Origin of the sequence: Paenibacillus luteus, from assembly GCF_006542765.1 — a bacterium.
Classification (GTDB): Bacteria; Bacillota; Bacilli; order Paenibacillales; family Paenibacillaceae; genus Pristimantibacillus; species Pristimantibacillus luteus.
This window is the reverse complement of the sequence record NZ_SKCD01000004.1, coordinates 147,485-172,643: the sequence shown is the minus strand read 5'-3', so window position 1 is coordinate 172,643 and position 25,159 is coordinate 147,485. Positions and strand designations below refer to the sequence as shown.

Sequence of the window (25,159 nt, the reverse complement as noted above, 5' to 3'; positions counted from 1 at the left end):
CGGCTATCAAAGCAGCATAAATCTTGCATTTGTGTTACTTGTAGATTACTTGAATTCCTTTAAAGTTATAGATGTGAATAGAAGTTGAGCAATTGTCATGCCGAAAAATGATAACGCTTTATTTTTGCAGGCATTAACAAACGCGGGGTTTAGATCTGAACTGAAGGAGTGACAGGAATTGGGCAGAGTTAGAAGATTTCGCAGCAGTATCAGCATTTTCATTGTTTTTTGTATGGTTTCTGGTTTATTTACAGGACTAGCTTCACCGTCCGTTCATGCGGCGGGGACCGCCATTAGTGTGCCTAATGGGAGCTTCGAGAATGATTTTGAAGCGTGGACAACGAGCTTTACAGCGGCCGATGGAGTTAGCCCTATTACGATTCAAGGAAGCTGGATCCCGAGCGGAGGTGGGACGAAGCGGCTCGATTACTGGAGCGCTTCCGCCTACTCAGCGGATACTCAGCAGACGATAACCGGCTTAGTAAATGGCAGCTATACACTCTCTGCATGGGTAGAGCGTGGAGCGGGGTTTAATGAGAGTTATCTTTATGCCAAAAACACCGGTCTTCCGGAAGTAAAGGTGAACGTTCCGCAAAGTGGACAATGGGTGCAAATCCATTTGCCGGTTGTGGTGACGAATCATCAGTTGACGCTTGGAGTGTATGCGGATGGTTTGGCATCAGCAAGCAACTTTATGGGAGTGGATAACGTAACGTTTATGCTGGATGAAGCTGCTCCTGCCAAAGATTTGGAAAATACCAGTTTTGAGAGCGGTTTAGCAGGCTGGGAGACCAGTTTCGGACCGGAAGGCAGCACAAGCCCGATAGCCATCAAATCAGACTGGTCGCCAGCGGACGGCGGTACAAACCGGCTGAATTACTGGAGTGATGCCCCTTACACGGCAAACACTTATCAAACGGCAACAGGCCTTGCGAATGGAGCTTATACGTTGACGGCTTGGATCTCTAGCGGAGGCGGCTTTAACGAGAGTTACATCTATGCAAAAGATACCGGCCGCGCAGAGGCAAAGGTTGCTATACCGGTGAGCAGCTCCTCTTGGACGAAAATTAATCTGCCGGTCATTGTGGAGAACAACAGCGTTACGGTCGGCTTTTATGCGGACGGCCCCGCAGATGCGTGGCTAGGTATCGACTTGGTCTCCTTTGTGAAGGATGAGGAAGTTGAATTGGAGCCCGTGGGTATAGCAATCGGAAATTTTAGCTTTCAAGCTAATGGAAAATCGCAGCAGCTTGACGAGTGGACCGAAACTGGCGACGTGGATGCATCGTTCGCGGATGCTCCCGGCTATTTGAGCAGCTACAGCCTGTCTCATTGGTCAGAGCGTGATTATAAGGTGACGACTTCGCAGACGTTGACTGGCCTAGAAAATGGATATTATACCTTGACGGGCTGGGTGCAAAATAGCGGAGGCCAGCATGCCAGCTATTTGTTCGCCCGCGATAATGGTACGTCGGAAGCACGGGCGGCTCTGCCCATTGGCAGCACCTGGACGAAAGTGTATTTGCGGGGCATTCAGGTCATGAACGGTAAGATTACGATCGGTTTGCACTCCGATGCGAATGCCGGAAACAGTGTGAAGCTAGATGTGGTCGAGCTAGTGAAGGACGACCAAGCCTACCGATTCCTCAAGGGCGGAGACGTATCGGAGCTGTCCTATGTGGAATCGCAGGGCGGCAAGTTTTTTGACGAGAACGGACAGGAAAAGGATTTATTTCAAATTCTAAAAGAAAATGGACATGACATTGTTCGGCTGCGTGTCTACAACGAACCCGGCAAAGGGCATGGCGACGGCAGTTATTATCGTCCGGCGGGTATTATGGATAAGGCCGATATCTTGAAGCTTGCAAAACGCGCGAAAGCGGCAGGCTTGCAGATTCAGTTGTCCTTCCACTACAGCGATTATTGGACGAACGGAGCCACACATAACATTCCGAACGCCTGGCAAACGGAAATTAGCGGCTTGGCAAATGATGCAGCGAAGGTCGATAAACTTGAGCAGCTCTTGCGCGCCTACACCGCTGAAGTGATGGAGGCAATGGTGGCGCAAGGAACAGCACCGGAATTTGTATCGTTAGGAAACGAAATGCAATCTGGCATTTTGTTCCCTTATGGCAGGGCGTCGAGTACAAGCTGGGGGAATCTGGCACGATTCCTTCAAGCAGGCGCGGAGGCGGTCAAGACAGCTTCTCCTCAGTCCAAGGTCATTCTGCATCTGGATGATGCGGGCAACTATAGCAAATATGAAAGCTTTTTTGATCAGATCGAAGCGAGAAACGTCGATTATGATATTATTGGCCCGTCTTATTATCCTTTCTGGACAGATTTGACGATTGAGCAAATCGTGGCGTTTTGTAATTATTTTAGCGAGAAATACGACAAGGATATTATGATTATGGAAACCGGCTATAACTGGAATCCGGCACTGCCTAACGGAACGATCGGCCAACTGAACGACAATGGCCCGTATCCAGCAGACACGAGCTCACCGCAAGGCCAAAAGGAATTTATGATCAACTTGTTCAACGGCTTAAAGAGCGTAAACAACGGCAGAGTGATTGGCGATCTGTACTGGGATCCGATTATGATTGCCGTGCCGGGCGTAGGCTGGGCGATTAAAGAGAGTGATGATCAACCGGATTTGAATGTGGTCTCGAACACGACCTTATTTGATTTTGGTGGCAAGGCACTTCCAGCACATGATGCTTATCGTCAAAATACAGAAGGTTCAACCTTGGGCCATCTATCAGGCGTCGTTCAAGGAACTTCGGGCAACCGAATCGCTAATGCAACGATTCAAACAACGGTAAATGGCAAGACGCATACAACGACGTCCGATGCTGCCGGCAATTATTTCATTCCTGATTTGCCTATAAGCACAGCCTATGAGTTAGAAGCGTCGAAAAACGGTTATCTAGCAGGCCAAACGACTGTTCATTTGGTGAATGCAGGAGAATTTACGGCCAATCAGACGATTACGTTGACTGGAGGTTCAGTTGCGGGCGTTGTGAAGGATCAGGAGCAGCATACGATTGCTGGAGTGAAGGTCAGCGCGATCATTAACGGTATAACCTATGCAGCGGTAACCGATCCATCCGGCCACTATACGCTGGCGGATTTGCCAGCATCAACGAGTGTAACGGTAATGGCTTCCAAGGAAGGATATGCCGAGGGGTACGCCTCTGGAATTGAGGTAGAGATAGGCGCAGCCAAATCTGGCGTCGAGCTGTTGATTACTCTGAATTCGGGCAGAATAACGGGTACGGTTATTGGAACGGATCAAGCTCCGATTGCCGCTGCGAAGGTTAGCGTAGCTGCAGGCGGGAAAGTTTATGAAGCGGTGTCCGGACAGGCTGGGAATTTTACAATTTCGAACGTGCCGGCAGGAGCAGGGTACATGGTAACGGCAGAAAAAATAGGCTATCTATCGGCGAAATCAGTCTCTTTTACGGTTGCAGTCGGACATACGACGAGTGAGATTCTTGTAGAGCTGGTTTCTAATTTTGGCACGATTGTCGGAATCGTAACAGACAGCTCCTATGCTCCTGTAGAAGGAGCAACAGTTGTTGCGGTCAAAGGCGAACAGACCTATACCGCTCAAACCGATGCCTCTGGAAAATATAGTCTCGTGAACGTGCTGGGCGGCAGCGGCTATGTGGTTACGGCAAGCAAAAACGGTTATTTGAATGGCTTAGCAACAGGAGTAACGGTAACGGCACTCACACCAAATGCCCCTGTTCATTTGAAATTGGCAACGGTTATTCCTTTAACCAATGCGGGTTTTGAGACGCAGGGAGCGAGTAAGTTCACGATTCCAGGTTGGACGATTACCGGCACCGAAAATGCGACCTTTGTTCAAACCCATACTAACGCCAAGGATGGTCGTTATGTGTTCTCCCATTGGCTGGCAGGCGCTTATACTTCTGATGCCTATCAGACCTTAAGCGGGCTGGCTAACGGTTATTATAAGGTGACTGCATGGTTTTATAACGGCGGAGACCAGAAGGAATATTACATGTACGCCAAGGATTCAAGCGGCGAGCTGGCGAGGTTTGATATTCCGAAGAGCAGCTCGATGACTGCTCAAAGCATGGATGTGTTAGTCAAAAACGGCGAGCTGACCATAGGTTTTTATACGGATGCGAACGCAGGAAACTGGGCGCTGATCGACGCAGTCTCCGTAGGTTATTTGGGAGCAGGAACAGGAAACATTTCCGGAGTGGTGCAAAATGAATCCGGAGCGAAGCTGGCAGATGCTGAGGTCAAGATAACGATAAATGGCATTGAATACATCACAGCTACGAATGTAGAAGGTGAGTTTATCTTGGCTAATCTTCCGGTGGGCGTTAATTATACCGTATTTGCAAGCAAAGCGGGTTTCCGAGTTAATAGCACATCTGATATAAGTGTTGCAGACCAACAAACGACAACAAGTATTAGACTTACCCTATCGGAGGAGAGGGTAGAAGCAACACCAACGCCTGAAGTGACGCCAACACCGGAGACAACACCGACGCCTGGTGTAACGCCAACACCAGAAGCGACTCCGAAGCCGGCGGCAACTCCGGTGTCAACACCGTCAACGACTGCTCCAGTCTTGCCGGTGGTCAAGGTTGATTTGAAACAGGCAGATAAAAATGAAACGGAGCATTCGGTATCGGTAAGCGTAGTTCCTGCCGCAGGAGCGACTGGTGTTATTGTAGAAATTCCTGCGCAGCAGATTGCGGAACTGGCTAGCAGCTCTATAAAAGAGATTATAGTTAAAACGGGCTTCGCCACCTTCTCATTTTCGATCGAGCTGTTTAAGAACATCATCAGCACATCGTCCAGCAGCGTTCAACTATCCGTGGAGAAATTGAGTGCCATAACATTATCATCCGAGCTCAGGCAGGCACTCAGCGGAAATACCGTTTATGACTTTACTTTATCGGTGGACGGCATGAAGCTAACCGATTTCGGAAACGGCATGATCAACGTCAAGCTGCCGTATGTGCGTGGGCAAGGGCAGAATGCCCACAGCGTGGTGGCTTATTACATCACGGATGACGCTAAGCTGGAAATTGTGAAAAACGCTCGTTACGATGCCGGGTCGGATACCGTATCCTTTAGTCCGAAGCACTTCAGCAAATATGCAGCAGCATATAAGGCAGTATCATTTACGGATCTGGCCAAGGCGGCTTGGGCACAGCAAAGTATTGAATTTTTGGCTGCTAGAGGCATCATTAGTGGATTTACAAATCAAACCTTTAAACCGGAGGCATCCGTAACTCGTGCGCAATTTTTGCAAATGCTGATGGGAATTTTGGATACGCCAGCAGCAGAGCAAAGCTCGTCCTTTAAGGATGTGAAGGAAGGCGCATGGTATGCAGCTGCTGTTGCAGCCGCAGAGAAGCTTGGTATCGTCAATGGAAATAGTGATGGAAGCTTTGGGGTAAATGACGTTATTACCCGGGAAGAGATGGCTGTTATCTTGCACCGTGCCATACAAGTGAGCAAGGTCACATTAGACAAAAATCGGAGTCCGGAAACTTTTGAAGATCAAGCAGACTTTGCAGCGTATGCTGCAGAAGCTATTCGCGACATGCAGCTTGCAGGCCTGATTAATGGTATCGGCCAGGCCAGATTTGCACCTAAAGCGAGTGCGACGAGGGCGCAAGCGGCCGTGATTTTAGAGCGGCTCTTCCATACGATTCATGAGATTGATTAATTAGGATTGGCAGGACGTCTTCCATTAGGAAGGCGTCCTTTTTTTGTTATTCATAGGCAAACAGCAAAAACATCGGGATATCGAGGGAAGGAAGGAGTGGGACGGAATGCTAAATTGCCCTTCCGCGAGTGGAATAGTGAAATTTCAAGTCAAGCAAGGATCATTGCAAGAACGAAATCAGGGAGAAAGCACTCGCGGATGCCCTTATATGAAAACTTGAATAAAATCAGAATATTGTCCATGATGACCAGCGGATAATCAATGGCTAGCGTAGCGCTTCTCCGGTAATGTATAGCTATAGGATCGTTAACTGATAAGAGGAGTGATTAGATTGAGCAATAAGAACGAGCGTTCACGCGTTTGGGAGGAAGTCGTTCAAATTCCAACCTATGGCGTCGGCAAACCAGATAAAAATCCAATGTTCCTGGAGAAGCGGGTCTATCAAGGCAGTTCAGGAAAAGTGTATCCGCATCCGGTCATTGACAAAATTGACGATGAGAAAGTGCCACAACCCTATAAGGTAATTATCCTTGAAAACGAATATTTGCGAATTGAGATCATGCCCGAAATTGGCGGACGGATCTACCGCGCTGTAGATAAAACCAATCAATATGATTTTGTTTATTATAATCAGGTCATCAAACCAGCGCTTGTTGGCCTAGCTGGCCCTTGGATCTCGGGAGGAATCGAGTTCAATTGGCCGCAGCATCACCGTCCGAATACCTTCGGACCCGTAGAATACCGCCTTGCGGAAAATGAGGACGGCAGTGCAACTGTGTGGGTAAGCGAAATTGATCGAATGTATGGAACGAAAGTAACTGCAGGCTTCACACTGCATCCGGGGAAAGCTTATTTGGAAATCCATGCCCAGCTGTACAATCGTACGCCTGAGCCGCAAACCTTCCTATGGTGGGCTAACCCGGCGGTTGCGGTCAATGACCATACCCAATCCGTATTTCCTCCGGATGTTCATGCGGTATTTGACCACGGTAAACGTGATGTATCGAAGTTCCCGATCGCCACAGGGACTTACTATAAGATGGATTATTCCGACGGTGTCGATATTTCACGTTATAAAAACATTCCGGTTCCAACCTCTTACATGGCTTACAAATCGGACTATAATTTTGTAGGCGGATATGATCATTCCGTCCAAGCCGGACTTCTACATGTAGCCAATCATCATATTTCGCCAGGCAAGAAGCAATGGACCTGGGGGAACGGAGAGTTTGGCCAAGCATGGGACCGCAGCTTAACGGATGAGGATGGTCCTTACATCGAGCTCATGACGGGCGTATATACCGATAATCAGCCAGATTTCACATGGCTGCAGCCCTATGAAGAAAAATCATTTAAGCAATATTTTATGCCTTACAAAAATATCGGCGTCGTCAAAAACGCAACCATTGAAGCGGCTGTCAATTTAGAGGTGGACCAAAAGGAATCGAAAGCGACGATTCAAGCCTATGCGACTTCATTAGTCGAAGGGGCGACGATCGAGCTGAAGAGCAATCGAAGAGTATACGTGGAGGAAACTACAAATTTGTCGCCAAGCATAACGTTCATCTTGCATGCGCCACTTCATGCAGACGATCAGGAATATGATTTGCGGCTGACAGTTAAGGATGCAGCTGGCCGCGTACTCGTAAGTTACCAGCCGAAGAAGCCGGGCATCGAAGAGCTGCCTGATGCAGCCAAGCCGCTACCGGAGCCGCGAGAGCTGAAAACAAACGAGCAGTTGTATCTGGCAGGACTCCATTTGGAGCAATACCGCCATGCAACCTTTGAGCCCGAAGCTTATTATTTGGAAGGACTAAAACGAGATGAAACGGATATCCGTATCAATGTTGCCTATGGAACGCTGCTGCTGCGTAGGGGACTATTCGTCGAAAGCGAGGCTCATTTCCGTACAGCCATTAGCTGCCTTACCTGGAGAAACCCCAATCCGTATGATAGCGAAGCTTACTATCAGCTTGGTGTATCCCTAAAGCATCAAGGAAAATTAGAAGAGGCGTTCGCTGCCTTTTACAAAGCCGTTTGGTCAGCAGAGTGGCAGGACAGCGGTTACTTCTCTTTGGCGCAAATTGCTTCTGAGAAAGGCGCATATGAAGAAGCGCTTGAGCTTGCAGAGCGCTCATTGATCCGTAATTCCCGCAACTACAAAGCGAGGGATCTGAAAACTGCCCTGCTTCGGCGCCTTGGAAGGTTAGCGGAAGCCGCGGCGTATGCAACCGAAACACTGAAGCTGGATATTGCTGATTTTGGGGCATATCACGAATTGTATTTGGCAAGCAAAGAAGCTGGTAATGAAGCCATTGCGACGAAAGCACTGCAGGACTTAATGGCAATTATGCGGGGAGACGCCCATAACCATCTGGCGCTTGCCTATGATTATGCAGGAGCGGGCTTGTATGAGGAAGCGAACCAAGTGCTGCATTTTCTAGCGGCGGATGAGCATGCGAACGTATATCCTATGATTCATTTCGCCCTTGCATACAGTTATGGAAAACGTGGACAAGGCGAGCTAGCGGCACGGTATTTAAAAGCTGGAAATGCAGCATCGCCAGATTATTGCTTCCCTAACAGCTTGTTTGATCTGCTGGTTCTGCAACATGCTGTCGAAGTGCGGCCGGAAGATGCCAAAGCGTATTATTTCCTGGGTAATTTTTACTACGACAAGAAGCGCCACCAAGATGCTGTTACTCACTGGGAGCAATCCATCGCCAAGGATGCTTCCTACTCTGTGGCTCACCGTAATCTAGCGCTAGCTTATTTCAATAAACTAAACGAAGCAGGCAAAGCCCGCAAATCGCTTGAAGCCGCTTTTGCCTGTGATCAGTCCGATGCACGTGTCTTCTACGAGCTGGATCAGCTCTATAAGAAAATAGACATCGAACCGGAGCAGCGTTTGGCTGCACTGGAACAGCATAGGGAGCTGGTTCATGCGAGAGATGACCTGTATTTGGAATATGTCACGCTGCACAATGCACTGGGACGCCATCAGGAAGCAGCCGCGCTGCTTGCATCACGCAGCTTCCATCCATGGGAGGGCGGAGAAGGAAAGACGCTTGGTCAATACGTGCTTGCTCATGTTGAACTGGCGAAAATTGCAATATCCAAGCAGCAGTATGTTGAAGCGGAGCAACTGCTTCAGAAAGCGCTAGCCAATCCTGAAAATCTGGGCGAAGCCAAACTGGCCGGCGCACAGGAAAACAATGTGTATTACTATCTGGGCTGTGCTCTCGAGGGACTTGGACAGTTAACGGAAGCAGAGGAAGCATTCAGAATAGCTTCCCAAGGATTAGAGGAGCCGGCAAGCGCGATGTATTATAATGACCAGCCGCCGGAAATGATTTTTTATCAGGGACTGGCTTGGCAAAAGCTTAACAACAGCAAGGAGGCGAAGCGTCGCTTTAACAAGCTGATTGATTTCGCAGAGAAGCATTTGTTCGATGATGTCAAAATCGATTATTTTGCTGTATCGCTGCCTGATTTCCTCGTCTTCGATGAAGATTTGAATAAACGGAACATCATTCATTGCCGCTTTATGATGGGGCTAGGCTTGCTTGGCCTAGAGCAGCAGCAGCAAGCTGGTGAGCAATTTGAGCTTGCGATTGCGATGGATCGCAGCCATCAAGGGGCAGCTATCCACAAACGACTGACTTTAAAATAATATAACAGCGGTGTTCATTGGTTACACGCCAATTGAGCGCCGCATGTTTGTTTGGCGATAGGCGGCATATGGAGAGGAAGGATTGAATGAATACAAGGCTCATCGTTGGATTGACAGAAGCTTGGCAGTTTCAAACGGATGTTGATCGCAGAGGCATAAGTCAGCAATGGTATAATGCCGGCTTGCCGGAAGCACGAAGCGTGCAAATCCCGCATACGTGGAATGTTGATCAAGGTTTTGAAGAATATCGAGGCCTGGCATGGTACTCCTATGAACTTGAAATATCGGAAGCTTGGCAAGGGAAGCTGCTTCGTTTGCAATTTGATGCTATTTATCGTGATGCAGACGTTTGGTTGAACGGACAAAAGGTGGGTGCCCATTATCACTCTGGCTACACGGCTTTTGTGCTGGATATAACTCCTTATGTGCGCTATGGACAGGCCAATCGATTGGTCGTGTCCGTAAATAACGAAAATAGCGAACTGGCGCTGCCGATTCGTAACAGCTTTGATTGGGCAGATGATGGCGGTATTATCCGCGACGTATCGTTAATTGTGACCGGAATGACAGCTATCGATTATTTGAAAATCGATGCGATTCCTTTTTTTACTGATCATAGTAAGGCTGTAGAATCAGGAACGATTCAAGGCGAAGCATGGTTATGGGGGAAAGGGAACGAAGACAACCTGCCAATCACCTTGAAAATGTTGATTTGGCGCGCGGACAAGCTCGTTGCGAGCGACGAGTACGATTTATTGGCGGATAAAGGCATGCTTCGATTGAAGCCGCTTGTCATTGCGCAGCCTGAGCTATGGCATTTTGACCACCCTCATTTGTATACGGTCCAAATCATACTTTTATCGGATGGAATTGCAACGGATCAGCTTAGTTTGAATGTGGGCTTTCGTGAACTTAAGACGGTTGGAAACGAGCTGCTGCTTAATCGTGAGCCTGTCCGCTTAATGGGCGTGGAATGGATGCCTGGTTCGCATCCAGACAAAGGCATGGCGGAGACGGAAGCTGATCTCATCGAGGTTCTGAAGCAAATCAAGCATGCTAACTGTGTCATAACAAGATTCCACTGGCAGCAAAGCAGTCATTTGCTCGACTGGTGCGACCGCAACGGGCTGCTAGTTCAAGAAGAAATCCCCCATTGGCAGCAGCCTAGCGAGCCCGATGACCATTTGCTTGTCATCGCTAAGCAGCATGCAGAAGAGATGATTACGAGGCATTACAATCATCCTTGCATTTATGCATGGGGAATGGGCAATGAAGTCAATGGGCAGGATGCGCAAACGATCAGGTATATGAAACAATTGAAGCAATATATTCTTACGCTCGACGGGAACAGACTCATCAATTATGTGAGCAACTCGGTCCATTTCAAGCCGGAAAGCGATGCGACTGGCGTCGGCGATTTGTTGATGTGGAATGATTACATCGGTACTTGGCATGGGGAACTGGATATGGAGGAGGTCATTCATAGCATCGACGAAGCCTATCCCAATAAACCTTTAGTCGTGGCCGAATATGGCCTGTGTGAGCCGGCGTACACAGGCGGGGACCCTAGACGCATTGAGATTTTGCAGGAGAAGACCAAAGAATACCGGAAGCATAAAGGGATAGCCGCGCTTATTTTTTTCAGTTTAAATGACTATCGCACGCAAATGGGGGAGGAAGGCTCTGGAAGGCTGCGTCAAAGAGTCCATGGCACAACCGATGTATACGGCAAGCCGAAGCCATCCTATCAAGCGCTTCGAGAAATCGGTGCCCCCCTCTCTTTGCAAGAAGTGTTTAGGGAAGATGATCAGACGTTAACAGTGGTACTCGGCAACCGAAATGATATTCCAAGCTATTCGATTAGCGGATATCAATTGGTTTTGGCTATGGAAGAGGGTACGGAAACGATTTTAGATATTCCACCATTGGCTCCAGGCGAAAGCTGCCAATTGTCACTGCCCATCCACAAGGCGTCGTTGCTAGACACTTGTTTCTATTCCATTAACAGGCCTACCGGATTTTCCGCTGCGAATGGTTTATTGCCGATTTCGGTACGCGAGCAGCTAGAAAGGGAAGTAAGGTTGGATTAGCAACCAATATGTTGTGAATGTACCCTATATGCAGCGTTAGGGGTTTGATACGATAGCAAGAGAGTACGACTATTAGCGATTTGGAGGTACTCTCTCGTGCAGCTAGCGTTTGAAGCAAGCCAGCGCTCGGAATGGAGAAGGCATTGCGCTGCCTGCGATGCTGGTTTGCAAATACAATAATTGATGACGATTGATCACATTAGGAGGCATTTCTCATATGACCACGTACTCGTTAAAGCTGGATGGTCCGAACAAAGAAATTAAGCCGGGCAAGCTGTCAGGCAGCAAAGGCACGAACCCGAAAGGGGAGAGCTTCGGATTTACGAATTTTTACATGCTGCGCAACGGGCTGCCGATTATTCCTGTTGTAGGTGAATTTCATTTCTCTCGTTTCTCCTATCTCCACTGGGAGGAAGAGCTGCTTAAGATGAAGGCAGGCGGCGTCAACGTCATCGCGACGTATATCTTCTGGAACTACCATGAGGAAGAAGAAGGAATCTTCGACTGGAGCGGCAATCGGAATCTGCGGCATTTTGTAGATCTGTGCGCAAAGCTGGAGCTGCCGCTTGTTCTGCGTATTGGACCATTCTGCCACGGCGAGGTCAGAAACGGAGGCATTCCGGATTGGGTGTTCGGCAAGCCGCTTGAAATACGCTCCAATGACGAGCTGTATTTATTTTATGCGAAGCGCCTGTATCGCCAAATCGCGAAGCAGGTCAAGGGGGCCATGTTCGAGGAGGGCGGACCCGTTATTGCAGTGCAGTTGGAAAACGAATATATGCACTGCGGCGCACCGCTCGATTCCTGGGGCTACAAAGCAGGCGTATTTATGTCTTCGGGCAAAGGCGGCAACGAGCATTTGGCTGAGCTTCGCCGCCTAGCGGAGGAAGCAGGCATGACGCCAATGTTCTTCACGGCAACCGCATGGGGCGGAGCAGCCGTGCCCGAGACGGATACGCTGCCGATGCTGGCAGGCTACGCCTATACGCCATGGATTCCGAATCAGCCGCCAAGCGGTGAATACATTTACCGTGATCTTCATGTCAAGCCGGCGGAAGGCGTCAATTACGATACGCTGGACTATCCCGTTGCCTATTGCGAGATGGCTGGCGGCATGCAGGTCAGCTATACAGCCCGTCCGAACGTCAGCCCGGAAAGCGTCGAGGCGATGACGCTCGTGAAGCTGGCAAGCGGCAGCAATCTGCTTGGCTATTATATGTATCATGGCGGCTCCAATCCACAGGGCAAGCATGGTTATCTCAATGAATATGGCCTTCCGAAAATCACCTACGATTATCAATCGCCGCTTGGCGAATTCGGACGCGTCGGCAAATCCTATGACCGGATTCGTTCGCTTTCCTTATTCATGGACGCATTTGGAGACATACTTGCACCGATGGGAACGGTATTGCCTGAAGGACAAGACAGCATCCATCCTGAGGATATGGAGTCGATGCGCTGGTGTGTGCGTCAGAAGGACGGATCAGGCTTTCTCTTCTTGAATAACTTTCAAGATCATTTGGAGCTCCCAGATCGGGAAAACGTTCGGATTGAACTGGATACAGCGAAGGGCAAGGTGGCCTTCCCTCATCATGGCACGCTTACGCTGAAGCGGGATGTCAGTGCGGTGCTTCCATTTAACCTAGAGCTTGCGGGCGCGCTGCTTGTAACGGCTACCGTTCAGCCTTTAACCAAGCTGAACGTGAATGGAATACCACTCCTTGTTTTTTATGCACAGCAAGGACTTGCGCCAGAGCTGGTGTTCAGCCGTTCCACCGTTGCTGCTGTCTCTATTGAATCAGCAACGGTTGAGCTTGAAGAAAGTTTTATTGTGGTTACTCCGCAAATCGGCAAGCAGCATACCATTACGCTAAACCTGATAAGCGGTGAGCAGGTGAAAGTGATTGTTCTATCCCGTGATGAGGCGCTCTCAACGTATAAGTTCCGCATTTGGGGTGAGGAAAGGCTTGTGCTCAGCGACAGTCGTCTTTATATCAAGGATGAGCGGTTAGTATCTACTTCCGAAGGCAGCGCAAGCTGGAGCGTTTCCATCTGCCCAGCATTGCCGGACGGCGCTTTGCTAGCAAGTCAGGGCACATCCACCGGCCAGCAGGATGGATTGTTCCATACTGTAAATATAGAAGTTCCAGTCTATTCGCCGTCTCTTACAGTGAACAAGCCGCTTGAGCGAAGCGCGCTCGTCCAAGTGGACACGAATTGGCCTAGCCAAGTATCGGATTTGTTCCTGCAGGTTGAATACGACGGAGATGTTGCCGGCGCTTATCTCGATAATCAGCTGCTGACCGATCATATCCATTATGGAGAAGCTTGGCCGATCGGACTGAAGCAGTTCAAGGATGATTTGGAGAACAAGCAGCTTCATTTGTCGATCACGCCGCTTCGTAAAGGAACGGTTCACACGTTCGTCAATCAGGCACTCGTGGAGCGGTTTGAGGGTGTGGAGATTGCGATCTTCCATCGCATCGATTCGATTCCTTATTACACATCCGCATTGTACAAAGCGTTTCATTAATTCATGACCTTATGCAAACCGAAATCTCGGCAATTATGCCGAAATTTCGGTTTTTTTGGTTTATCGATGTCAATAATGAGGTCAGGCCAAGCAAAATGGTTGCAAAAACAGCTTAAACATTTCAATTTTGCTGCTTGAATTGAATGATAGGTACACGTATGGTGAAGAGGGCGATAAGACGATGGAGCCACAGCCCTACGACTGACATGCAAAGGTGCGAAGCCATTATGCCGAAAATAAATCTTTTTACGAAAATCGTTGCGCTGATTATTATTATGCTCGTGCCGATTATGCTCTTTTATTTCTACTCTAATAAAACGAGTACGGATATATTGGGCGAGGAGCTGAACAAATCCAATACGAACCAGCTTGTTTTTTTTCAAAACCAGGTGGATACAAGCATTGATTCCATGGCGCTTTGGCCGGATTTGCTTATTCAGGACCCGGATATTGCCTCGCTTCGGGATATATTTGCCGAGACGGCCGTGCTGAATTTGGATCTGACAACCTTGATCAAGCGAATTCAGACCAAGCTTGCGATCCAGCAAAACTCATCCAAATGGCGGAGCAGCCTTCATATTTATTCGCCTATGCTGCACCGAGACATATCAGATAATGATGTCATTCGTTATGACGATGCAGATCTGAAGCAAAGATTAAAGCCCGGCTGGCAAGTGAAGCCGACGGAGGACAGCCAGACTGGGCCATTCGTGTTCTCTCGCTATGCGGTAACGCCTTATTCCAGCTACTTGGACCCGAGCGGCTCCAATCTGATTATCGAGGTGCAGTTTTACAGCTCGAGCATTAAAGACATGTTGGATAAGTTCAAGAGCGACGGCCGAAGGGACCCATTTTATTATATGGAGGATATAGGTGTCATTTACAACCGCTCGGCGGACAAGGAGCTGACGAACCATGTCATTGATCTGTTGAACAGCGGGCCTTTGCAGGATATGGAGAGCCGGAATTTGAAGGTAGGGAATGAGAAGTATTTGGTCAATATCGTGAAGTCGGAGACGATCGGCTGGTATTTAATCGATTACATTCCTATTTCTGAAATTATCCGTCCGATCCAAAAAACAAACCAGCTGTTTTACATATCGATGGCTGGACTGCTGCTGCTATGCTGTACGGCCGCCTACTTGCTTTACGCGCAGGTTCAAGTACCAATCAAACGGCTCATTATCGGTTTTCAGAAGCTGAAAAACGGTGATTATTCCATCCGCATGAAGCCGCGCGGCAAAAGTGAGTTCGGATTTTTGTATACGCGCTTCAATCTCATGGTGGAGCAAATTCAGGAGCTGTTCGAAACGGTCTATCTGGAGAAAATTCATGTGCGTGAAGCCAGGTTAAAGCAGCTGCAATCGCAAATTAATCCGCATTTTTTCTATAACTGCTTCTCTTTTATTTCGAGTATGGCCAAGCTGGAGCAAAATGAGGCCGTGGTTGCGATGTCGCATCATCTGTCTAATTACTACCGGTACACGACGCGTCAAGAGCGTGAGTTGGTCTCGTTGTCCGAGGAAATCAACTTCGTGAGCAGCTATCTAGAAATCCAGAGAATGCGTATGGCGAGATTAAATTACACGATTACTGTCCCTTCGGAAATGAGGCAGCTTGATATACCGCCGCTGATGCTGCAGCCGCTGGTCGAAAATGCTGTCATTCATGGCATAGAGGCATGGTCGGACGCATCGGTGATTCGGATTACAGGGGAATGGAATGAGGATGAGGCAAGGCTGATTGTTGAGGACGACGGCAGAGGGATGAGTACCGAGGATATTATGATTCTGGAGCGTAAAATGCAAAACCAGATGGATGAGCAAATGGGCTGTGGGCTCTGGAACGTGCATCAGCGTATGCACCTGCGCTTCCGCGGCACGGCGGGGGTGAGCTTTGCTTCCTCCGGGCTTGGTGGGCTCAAAGTCACCATTACTTGGTCAACAGCTTAGATAGAAAAGGGGAAATCAAATGATTGAAATCTTATTAATAGATGATGAGTCTTATGTGACGGGGAGCTTGGAGAAAACGATCCCCTGGTCCTCTTTTGGCGTGAAAAGCGTGTATCAGGCAGCATCTGCCTTCGAAGCTTTAGAACTGCTGGAGGAGAATGCGATTGATATCGTCGTGACCGATATTGCGATGCCAGAAATGAATGGGCTCGAGCTTATTCAGGAAATTGGCGAGCGGTGGCCGCATATTAAATGTATTTTGCTAACGGGGCATTCTGATTTTCAATATGCCAAAAAAGCGGTGCAGCTGCAGGCCTTTGATTATATATTAAAGCCGGTGAACGATGATGAATTTGTGAAAACTGTGTCAGGCGCTATTGAGGCGCTCAAGGATGAATGGGAGCAGTCGGAAAAGTATCAGCAGCTGATGTACGACCGAAAGTCCGATTTTAAAGTGCTGCGGGCGAATTTTATGGTGGACTTGGTGCTCGGCAGGCAGCTATCGCCGAAGACGATCAAGGAGAAGCTGTCGCAGTATGAGATTCCGCTTGTTATGGAACGGCCGACGGTGATGATGCTCGTACAGCTGGGCAAGCAGTTTTCACATTTGGATTACAGCTCTGTCTCGCTGATGGAGTTTGCGGTTGGCAATATTGCGGAGGAGTCGTTCGCGAACGACTTCCATGTGTGGCACTGCAAGGCGCCGCATGAATATTTGCTCATTATGGCCCAGCCCAAATCCGAGCCCGGCGAGAAGATTGTTTATAGCTTGGAGAGCAGGCAATTGCGGAAAGCTAAGCTGGCTGAAGCAGCGAAGAAGCTCCGTACGAACGTCAGCAGCTACCTCAAAGGGGATATATCCATCGTCGTGACCGATTGGTTTGAGTTCCCGGAGGCGATTACGACGTCATATCGTTCGGGGCTTGGCGCGATGTTCCTGATTGCCAATGAAGAGCAGCATGCGATTCATTATTTGGAGGACCGGGCAGGCAAAGACAATACCTTCGTCAAATCGATGGAGAGCTTATATAAGCCGCCAACCCTGATCACCTTGCTGGAATCGAAACGATGGGATGCGGTTGAGCAGAAAATCAAGGATGTATTTGCCGATTTGAAGCAAACGCGTTATTCCAGAGAGCATCTGTATGAGGTCTATTTGGCGCTAACGAATGCCTTTATGTATATCGCTCATCGACAAGGACAATATGTATCTCAAATCAACGAGCTGGGGATCGATTTTATTTTGGACCAGATGGTGGTGCTGTCACCAGAGCGGCTAGAGGATTGGGCGATCGGCGTGCTTAGAAAGCTGGAGAGCGAGCTGTCCGTGAATGAGGAGAGCGCAAAGAGCTTCATCGTCAAGCAAGTGCAGGAAATTGTTGCGAACAATTTAAGTCAGGATACGACCGTAAAGACGATTGCAGACCGCGTGTTTTTGCATCCGGTATATCTCTCGAAAGTATTTAAAGCTGAAACGGGAGAAAGTCTAAGCGAGTGGATTATCGGGATGAAGATGGAGCGGGCGCTCTATTTGCTCAAGAACACGAACAAGAAGATCTATGAGATTACGAGCGAGCTCGGATATCAGAATCCGCAATATTTTAGCAAAACGTTCAAAAAGTATTATGGGATGACACCTCAGGAGTTCCGTGAGCAGTAAAGTAGTTGCAAAAGGTGCTGATATGTTCGCTTTGTGTCATAGGCTGGAGCTGCGGCTCCCCCTATAATTGAACATGTAGAACATAATCATGAGGGGGATTACAATGAATACGAAATCCAAAAAACGGTTCACGTTTACGCTATGTATGCTTCTTATCGTATCAGCCATTGTCGGCTGTTCCAATAGCGGCAACAAGGCTGAGCCGTCGAATACGGCGAATGGCAATGCTGCTGTGGGCAATGAGGAAAACCCTTACAAAGAGAAATATGATCCTCCGGTAACAATTTCCACCGCTTGGGGCGTAGACCCGGCGCTTACGTTCCGCGAAGGCGAAACGATTGAAAATAACGTGGCGACGAAATGGGCGCTTGATACGCTTGGCATTAAAGTAGATTCCTTATGGTCCGTAACGGATACCAATGGAGCTTTCGCTACAAAAATGCGCCTGGCGATGTCCTCTGGCCAAAAAATGCCGGACATTGCCGTTGTCAATGACAAGCTGCTTGCGCAGGATTTAATTGATTCGGGCATGTTCCAGGATGCTGGAGCGCTATTCGATAAATATGCTGGCGAGAAATGGAAAGCTGCGATGAACCTTGATCCGGGCGTATGGAACGCTTATGTCAATGACGGCAAACGTATGGGTATTCCATTGCTTGATTACGCATACAACTCGGATTACCTGCTTTGGATTCGTCAAGACTGGCTGGATAAGCTGAATCTGCAAGCTCCGAAAACGATCGCTGAGCTTGAAGCCGTGATGGAAGCGTTCAAGAACAACAACCCGCAAGGCTTGGCACCGGACAAAGTCGTGCCGCTAAGCGTGGGCTTTAAAACATCGATGAACACTTGGATGGGCGACCCTTCTTGGGTATTTGGCGCTTACGGAACACTGCCATCACAGTGGAACCTAGCAGCAGACGGAACGCTTGAATACGGCTCCACGAACGCGGGCATCAAGCAAGGCCTGATCAAACTGAAAGAATGGCGCGACAAAGGGTATATCCCGCAAGAAGCAGCGCTTTGGGATGAGAACAAAACGTCCGAGCCGGCTGTAGCCGGAACGGCTGGGATTATTCCTGGGCCATATTGGATGAGCGGCTGGCCTTTGCTGGACACAGCCAAAAACGTAGAGGGCGCGGTATGGAAACCATACGCGATTCCTACAGGAGAAGACGGCACGGCGATGCGTCATGGCACTCATTTTGTAAATGGCGTTATTCTGATCAACAAAGATATGAAAAATCCGGAAGCGTTCTTTACTTACGAGAACTACTTGTTCGAGAACCTTGCCGATCCGCAAGAAGGCAGCCCGTTTGAGCTAGGCGCATTCGAGGGTTATGATTATGCGCTTGATGCGAGCGGCAACCCGCTGTACTTGGATGATGTGCCAGGCGGCGCAATTACGGCACCGCTTCGTTACTTCATCGTTCGTGACGGCGCACGTATTCCTGACGCGCAGTTCAAAGCATTGCTTAACTTAGCTGAAGGCAAGGAAGCAACCACGTACCGCGAGAAAGAGGTTATTGCGCAATATGGTCCAGAAACGGCGCTTGCCGCAACGGTTGTCATGCAGCAAGAGGACATTTCGAAGAAGGATATGTTTGTAGGTCCTTCCACCAAAACGATGAAATCACGCATGGACTACTTGAAAAAAATTGAAGCCCAAACCTTCAATGAAATCATCTATGGCGCGAAGCCTGCGGAAGCGTTCGATGAGTTCGTGAAAAGCTGGAAATCCTCCGGCGGCGACGATATTACGAAGGAAGTTAATGAGTGGTATTCAAACGTAGCGAAATAAGCGAAATGCTTGAAATACGGCCCTTGCGGGGCCGTATTTTTTTTGCGTTTTTCGAAAAAGTGGTTGCATTTGTGCCATGAATGTTGGGTTTGTTAGCTACTTCGATTTTTGCCGCGCTGATATAATTTTTATAGAAGGAACGCCGTGCATACGCGCTTCGAGAGAGGCTGATTGCGTTCTACATTTCATCCAGCGGGAGGAACAAACATGCCACAGCAGCAAACGCTTCAACCGGACGACACCTCAGGAACTGTTGTCAAATTAAAAGGAAAACCGCTGTTTTATTACCTCATAAAACAATGGCCATTTCATCTCATGGTGCTTCCATCCCTCGTCTTTCTAATCATCTTCGCCTACTTGCCCATGGGCGGGCTCGTCATGGCCTTTCAGGACTATAAACCTTGGCTCGGCCTGACAGGCTCCGAGTGGGTGGGCTTCGATCAGTTCCGTTATTTGTTCGAGAGGGAAGACAGCTTGCAGGTCATTTGGAACACGTTAATTATAGCTATTTTCAAAATGGTGCTGAATTTATTTGCGCCTTTCGTATTCGCAATATTATTGAATGAAATCCGCAAGCAGCTTGTAAAACGATTTGTTCAGACGCTAGTCTATTTGCCCCACTTCTTGTCATGGGTGATCTTGGGCGGCATCCTTACGGATTTGCTGTCCACGGAAGGCGGGCTCGTAAACCGGCTGCTCACGGGCGTGTTCGGCATCCAGCCGATCTTCTTCCTTGGCAATGGAGACTGGTTCCGGTTTACCGTTATCCTCTCGGATGTATGGAAGGAGTTCGGCTTTGGCACGGTCGTTTTCTTAGCTGCACTCGCCAACGTTAATCCGTCGCTTTACGAAGCCGCCGAGGTCGACGGCGCTAGCCGCTGGAAGCAGACGCTCCATATTACGGTTCCGTCCATGATCCCGATCGCGATTGTAGTAGGTACGCTTGCGCTAGGCAATGTACTGAACGCGGGCTTCGACCAAATTTTCAACCTGTACAACTCGTTGGTCTACGCAAAGGGCGACATCATCGACACCTTCGTCTACCGCACCGCGATACTCAATGGCGAAATGGGCTTCGGTACCGCAATCGGGCTGTTCAAGTCCGTGATCAGCTTCATTCTGGTCGTCATCTCTTATCGCTTGGCTTACAAATTAGCGAATTATAGAATTTTTTAACATAGCGAGGTTCATGTCTTATCGCGAAACGAGCTACTGCAGCCTAAGGCTCGCAATAGCCGTTTACGCTTGAAAACGGAGGTTATGCTGAATGTATCATAAATCATCATCCTATCGGATATTTAATACGTTTAATACGATTCTATTGATCGGTTTGGCGCTCCTATGTGTTATTCCATTGCTGCATGTATTCGCGGTATCGCTTAGTGCCAAAGCGGCGGCTGACGCCAATATCGTTGGATTGTGGCCGGTTGATTTTACGCTTGAAGCGTACAAAAAAACAACAAGCAATCCAATCTTCCTAAACTCGATGTGGATCGCGGTAAAGAGAACCGTCATCGGCACACTACTAACGCTGCTGTTATCCTTCCTGGCTGCATATCCGCTGTCTAAGGAAAACTCGGCTTTCCGTGGTCGTAATGTATACGCGTGGCTGTTCGTGTTCACAATGCTTTTCAATGGGGGACTTGTCCCATTCTATATGGTCATTCAAAAGATCGGGCTCATGGACAACTTTTGGGTCCTTGTGCTTCCAGGAGCAGTTAACGTATTTTTGACCATCCTGATGCTTAACTTTTTCCGCGGCGTACCAAAAGAACTGGAGGAAGCAGCACTAATCGACGGAGCGGGCCATTTCCGTACATTGTTCAGTATCTACTTGCCTGTATCTCTTCCAGCAATTGCAACGCTCGCTTTGTTCAGCATGGTGTTTCATTGGAACTCGTGGTTTGACGGCTTGCTGTATATTGGCGATCCGAAGCGTTATCCGCTGGCGACCTTCCTTCAAACCGTTATTATTCAGCGCGACATGAGCTCGATGAGCATCAATCCGGCAGATCTTGCACTCATCTCGCAAAAAACAGTAAAGTCAGCCCAAATCTTCATCGGCGCTCTCCCGATCCTAATCGTCTATCCATTCTTGCAAAAGTTTTTCGTCAAAGGCTTGGTCATGGGCTCGGTTAAGGAGTAATGTAGCCTAGACAGGGTAAAACAAACAGGCATCCCATTATAAGGGGTGCCTTTTGTTTTGTTATTCAACTTTTGCAGATGGCTTAGGTAGGACAACGCCACTAGAAGCTGACTTTCTTTCGAAATTAGCGAGCTTGCCGCCGCAACAATGCACCAACTTAACGGGAATTTCTCCCGCTAAAGGTCTCCCGAAAAATGGAAAGAGGGCATAAGACCTTAATTAACGGTAGGAAATCCTGTTTATTGAAAATGCTTCAAAGAAACTTGACAGCTCGAAGAAAGAACCTAGCACTTTCAGCCAAAACTTGCTCAAATGGAAACAAATATAGACCTATAAAGTAACTAATCTTGGACTTCTTCTCTTCTCCCTCAACGTGGTAGGATATCGCTCTACTATTTCAAGCTGATACGTTTCAATCCAAGTCACTCTTTCAAAGTAACGAATCAATTGTTCTCCACCATTTAAGTATAGCGTGTCCCGTAGGGACGAAAAGCGCTCCACCGCAAACATTGCGATGGAGCGCCAGAGTGAATCTAACGTTACTTCAGGTGTAGGAGTCCAGAGGGCGCAGCGCCTCGGGGCCCTCCCTTGGAAGGGAGGGTTTGGGTGGGTTCGAAACGCCTTTGAAGGTTTGGTAGTGGTTTGGTTGCGCACAATAAGTTTGGCCCACCTTTACAAAGGTGTCCCCATCTTTTCAGCCCGTGCTGCCAAGCGCATCTCCCTCCAAGTAATCAACATCCTATCAGCGAAGAAGGCCCCTGCCAGGAAGAGAATAAACAAATTCGGATAGCCATACCGTGAGAAGGCCACGAACGGTATGTAGATTACGGTGAAATAGGTCAGCGTGAGAAGCAGAAGCAGATAAGGGATATTGCGTTTGCGAATGGTCTTTACAAGCAGGTAAATAAGGCCTGAAGTGCCGATCAGCGTCGCGATGACATGGATGGTATAGACAAACGCGAGCGGGATATCAAATACCGTTCTCCAATAGTAAGGTCCGAGATAAAGCCCTTTTACTTTTTCGATGGTGTACCATTTCAAATAATCCATCGGCTGGTTGGCAAAGCCATAGCGCATAATTTTTTGCGCGGTTTCGGCCATGGCGTCGTCCGATCCGACGAACAAGCTGGCGCGATCGCCCGCGTATTCCGGGTGGGCATCAAAGAAAGGCTGGGCTGGCGCTGCATTATTGATCAAGGCGCCAAGCAGCATTGGGTTGCCCGCTGATTTGGTGAACGGGATAAACTCATCAAAGGTGACGTAGTTGCGAATCCACCAGGGGCAGAGCAGCAGCACCATCGTAATGGAAATGACAACGGTATGCTTGACGATCGTTTGCCACGAAACTTTATTGAACAGCCATAAAATAAACAACACGACCGGAAAGAGTCCCGTATGCGGTTTAAAGTAGCAGCCCATGATAACAAGGATAGCGACGATGATGTAATGTTTGGTTTGATTGCTCTTCAAGGCGATCAGGCTGAAGCAGATCAACAAGATAAAGATGGTCGTGAATAAGGTCTCTGACAAGATAACGCCGGAAGAGAAATAATTAGGCAGGTAGAGCGCGGTCGCGATACTCGCGATCAAAGCGGCTCTGCTGTTAAACATATAATTGGCGATCACAAAAATCAGATAAACAGAAAAGGCCTGCAGCAGCACTTGTAAAAGGCGGAACGCAATGACGGCGGCTTCACCTTGTCCGAAAATTAGCATCAAGCCTGCGAGCACAAAGGGCATGCCGGGCATAATGAAGGTGGACGGCGATTCGCCGCTGTTGTAAGCAAGCGTGTGCTGGTTCAATAAAATTTTCGCGCTGTTCACGTATTTTACATCATCATTATTCAGCTTCTCATAAGAGCCCAGCAAAAAATGATCTCCATAAATTAGTACGGATGCTGAGCTGACGGCTATCACGAAAGCAATGATCACCCAAAGGGCAGTTTTAACAGGCTTGGATACTTGGCTTAGATTAAACAAAAAAGACACACCTCTCAAATTGTATTTCACTGTAACAGGGCCTATTCATCCCTACGGATAAGTATAACGTATAAATTGCCAAAAATGTTCCAAATCACCACAGGAATGATTTGATTATTTTAGCCTCCTGTACACTCCCGTACAATTGCTAGAATACCTCTTTACATACAGTAAGATGAGGTGAGCGCAACGTGTATAAGAAAAAATACGCAAGCCGGAATATAAGAGGAAAGCTGCGTGTATGCAAATACTTAGCCGTCTCTCGCACGCTCAGTAAGAAGCGCTCGGGCATGCATGAAATGGGTATCGATTTCGCCTATGATAAAAAACAACAGTTGTGGGTGCTCGAAGTGAATTCGAATCATCCGCAATTCCATGCTCTTAAGAAGCTTGACCTCATAGCCTACTAAAAAATGAAGCATTTCGCAGCCAGCTACGGCAGGCGGGACGCCAAATAGCTGCCCCCAAGCAGCAGATCAGGGATAAGAGCCCCGATCTGCTGCTTTTTGCATAAATAAATGATTGCGCTTACCTCGATGATTGAAAAGTATCATTTTTAGTTGTTCAGTTAGCTATTAGTCGAATTGGTATAACGATAAAATACAAGAAGAACAACAAGAGCAAGGGGGATTGAAGAGTGGCACAGCTTTCCATTGAAAAAGAACTAATACGGAAACCCAAAACTAAAAATGCGTTTGTGCGATTTGTGAAACAGTTGGACATTCAAATGATGGTGTTGCCTGCATTGCTGCTTATCATTGTGTTTAGCTATATTCCTATGTATGGTGTATTGATGGCTTTTCAAGATTACAGCATCTTTAAAGGTTTTATGGCCAGTGAATGGGTCGGGTTAAAGCATTTCGACATGTTCTTCAACTCGCCGGAGTTTTTCAAGGTCATGCGCAATACGGTGATCATTAGCTTACTGAAATTCTGCATCGGATTTCCGGCGCCTATCGTGCTGGCGCTTATGCTGAACGAAGTGAAAAACATGATGTTCAAGCGACTTGTGCAAACGGTCAGCTATCTGCCGCACTTTATGTCCTGGGTTATCGTCGCAGGACTGATCATGTCGATGCTCTCGACGGATAATGGCAGCGTTAATATTTTGCTTGAGAAAATGAATTTTATTGAGGAGCCTATCAACTTCCTGTCGCTTCCGGAAATGTTCTGGTCGATCCTCGTATCGACAGGCGTATGGAAGGAAATCGGCTTTGGCTCCATCGTATATCTGGCTGCTATCGCTAGCATTGATCCAAGCATGTACGAAGCGGCGTCGATGGATGGCGCGAGCAAGTTTAAGCAAATTTTCCTGATTACGCTGCCTTCGATTATGCCAGTTGTGCTGATTTTCATGATTTTGGCCATTGGCAATCTATTGAACGCAGGCTTCGAGGACATTCTCCTGCTAGCTGTAAATCCCGTACTGAGGGATGTCTCGGATGTTATCGACACTTATGTTTATCGAGTCGGTATACAAAGCTCAAGATATTCATACGCCACTGCGGTTGGCCTCTTCAAAGCAGTAATCAGCGTCGGACTACTGACGATGGCAAACTATCTGGCACGCAGGGCCGGCAGCAGCTTATGGTAAACAAA

General features: G+C 48.2%; 12 protein-coding genes. 11 read left to right on the top strand and 1 reads right to left on the bottom strand.

Going from position 1 to position 25,159, the window contains the following annotated elements:
- Positions 1–178 precede the first annotated feature (178 nt).
- From E0496_RS03375 to E0496_RS03335, 9 genes are all read left to right on the top strand, one after another.
- Complete coding sequence (locus E0496_RS03375; protein ID WP_141500261.1) at positions 179–5,725, top strand: glycosyl hydrolase 53 family protein; 5,547 nt, start codon at positions 179–181, stop codon at positions 5,723–5,725.
- Between the two features lie 331 nt (positions 5,726–6,056).
- Positions 6,057–9,398, top strand: coding sequence for a DUF5107 domain-containing protein (locus tag E0496_RS03370; RefSeq protein WP_241674544.1), 3,342 nt, complete (start codon positions 6,057–6,059; stop codon positions 9,396–9,398).
- A gap of 86 nt (positions 9,399–9,484) precedes the next feature.
- Positions 9,485–11,488, top strand: a complete 2,004-nt coding sequence (locus E0496_RS03365) for a glycoside hydrolase family 2 protein (protein ID WP_141500259.1) — start codon at positions 9,485–9,487, stop codon at positions 11,486–11,488.
- Positions 11,489–11,705: 217 nt separating this feature from the next.
- The gene (locus tag E0496_RS03360; protein ID WP_141500257.1) at positions 11,706–14,021 is read left to right on the top strand and encodes a beta-galactosidase; all 2,316 of its coding nucleotides are present in this window, start codon (positions 11,706–11,708) and stop codon (positions 14,019–14,021) included.
- Positions 14,022–14,248: 227 nt separating this feature from the next.
- Positions 14,249–15,973: a sensor histidine kinase gene (locus E0496_RS03355; RefSeq protein ID WP_141500255.1), complete on the top strand. Its 1,725-nt coding sequence runs from the start codon at positions 14,249–14,251 to the stop codon at positions 15,971–15,973.
- 19 nt (positions 15,974–15,992) lie between these two features.
- A complete protein-coding gene (locus tag E0496_RS03350) occupies positions 15,993–17,633 on the top strand; it encodes a response regulator (protein ID WP_141500253.1) in 1,641 nt (546 codons plus the stop codon).
- 103 nt (positions 17,634–17,736) lie between these two features.
- Positions 17,737–19,434, top strand: coding sequence for a type 2 periplasmic-binding domain-containing protein (locus tag E0496_RS03345; protein WP_175598000.1), 1,698 nt, complete (start codon positions 17,737–17,739; stop codon positions 19,432–19,434).
- Positions 19,435–19,749: 315 nt separating this feature from the next.
- On the top strand, positions 19,750–20,610 hold the full coding sequence (locus E0496_RS03340; protein WP_139992159.1) for an ABC transporter permease: 861 nt from the start codon (positions 19,750–19,752) through the stop codon (positions 20,608–20,610).
- Between the two features lie 91 nt (positions 20,611–20,701).
- The gene (locus E0496_RS03335) at positions 20,702–21,580 is read left to right on the top strand and encodes a carbohydrate ABC transporter permease (RefSeq protein WP_139992086.1); all 879 of its coding nucleotides are present in this window, start codon (positions 20,702–20,704) and stop codon (positions 21,578–21,580) included.
- A 672-nt stretch (positions 21,581–22,252) separates the two neighbouring features.
- Here the strand turns inward: E0496_RS03335 and E0496_RS03330 are convergent.
- The gene (locus E0496_RS03330; RefSeq protein WP_141500251.1) at positions 22,253–23,560 is read right to left on the bottom strand and encodes an ArnT family glycosyltransferase; all 1,308 of its coding nucleotides are present in this window, start codon (positions 23,558–23,560) and stop codon (positions 22,253–22,255) included.
- 191 nt (positions 23,561–23,751) lie between these two features.
- Between E0496_RS03330 and E0496_RS03325 the strand changes: the two genes are divergently transcribed.
- Positions 23,752–23,970 carry a YheC/YheD family protein gene (locus tag E0496_RS03325; protein WP_141500250.1) on the top strand — a complete coding sequence of 73 codons (219 nt, stop codon included), beginning with the start codon at positions 23,752–23,754 and terminating at the stop codon, positions 23,968–23,970.
- A 227-nt stretch (positions 23,971–24,197) separates the two neighbouring features.
- Positions 24,198–25,154 carry an ABC transporter permease gene (locus tag E0496_RS03320; RefSeq protein ID WP_141500248.1) on the top strand — a complete coding sequence of 319 codons (957 nt, stop codon included), beginning with the start codon at positions 24,198–24,200 and terminating at the stop codon, positions 25,152–25,154.
- The last annotated feature ends 5 nt before the right edge of the window (positions 25,155–25,159 follow it).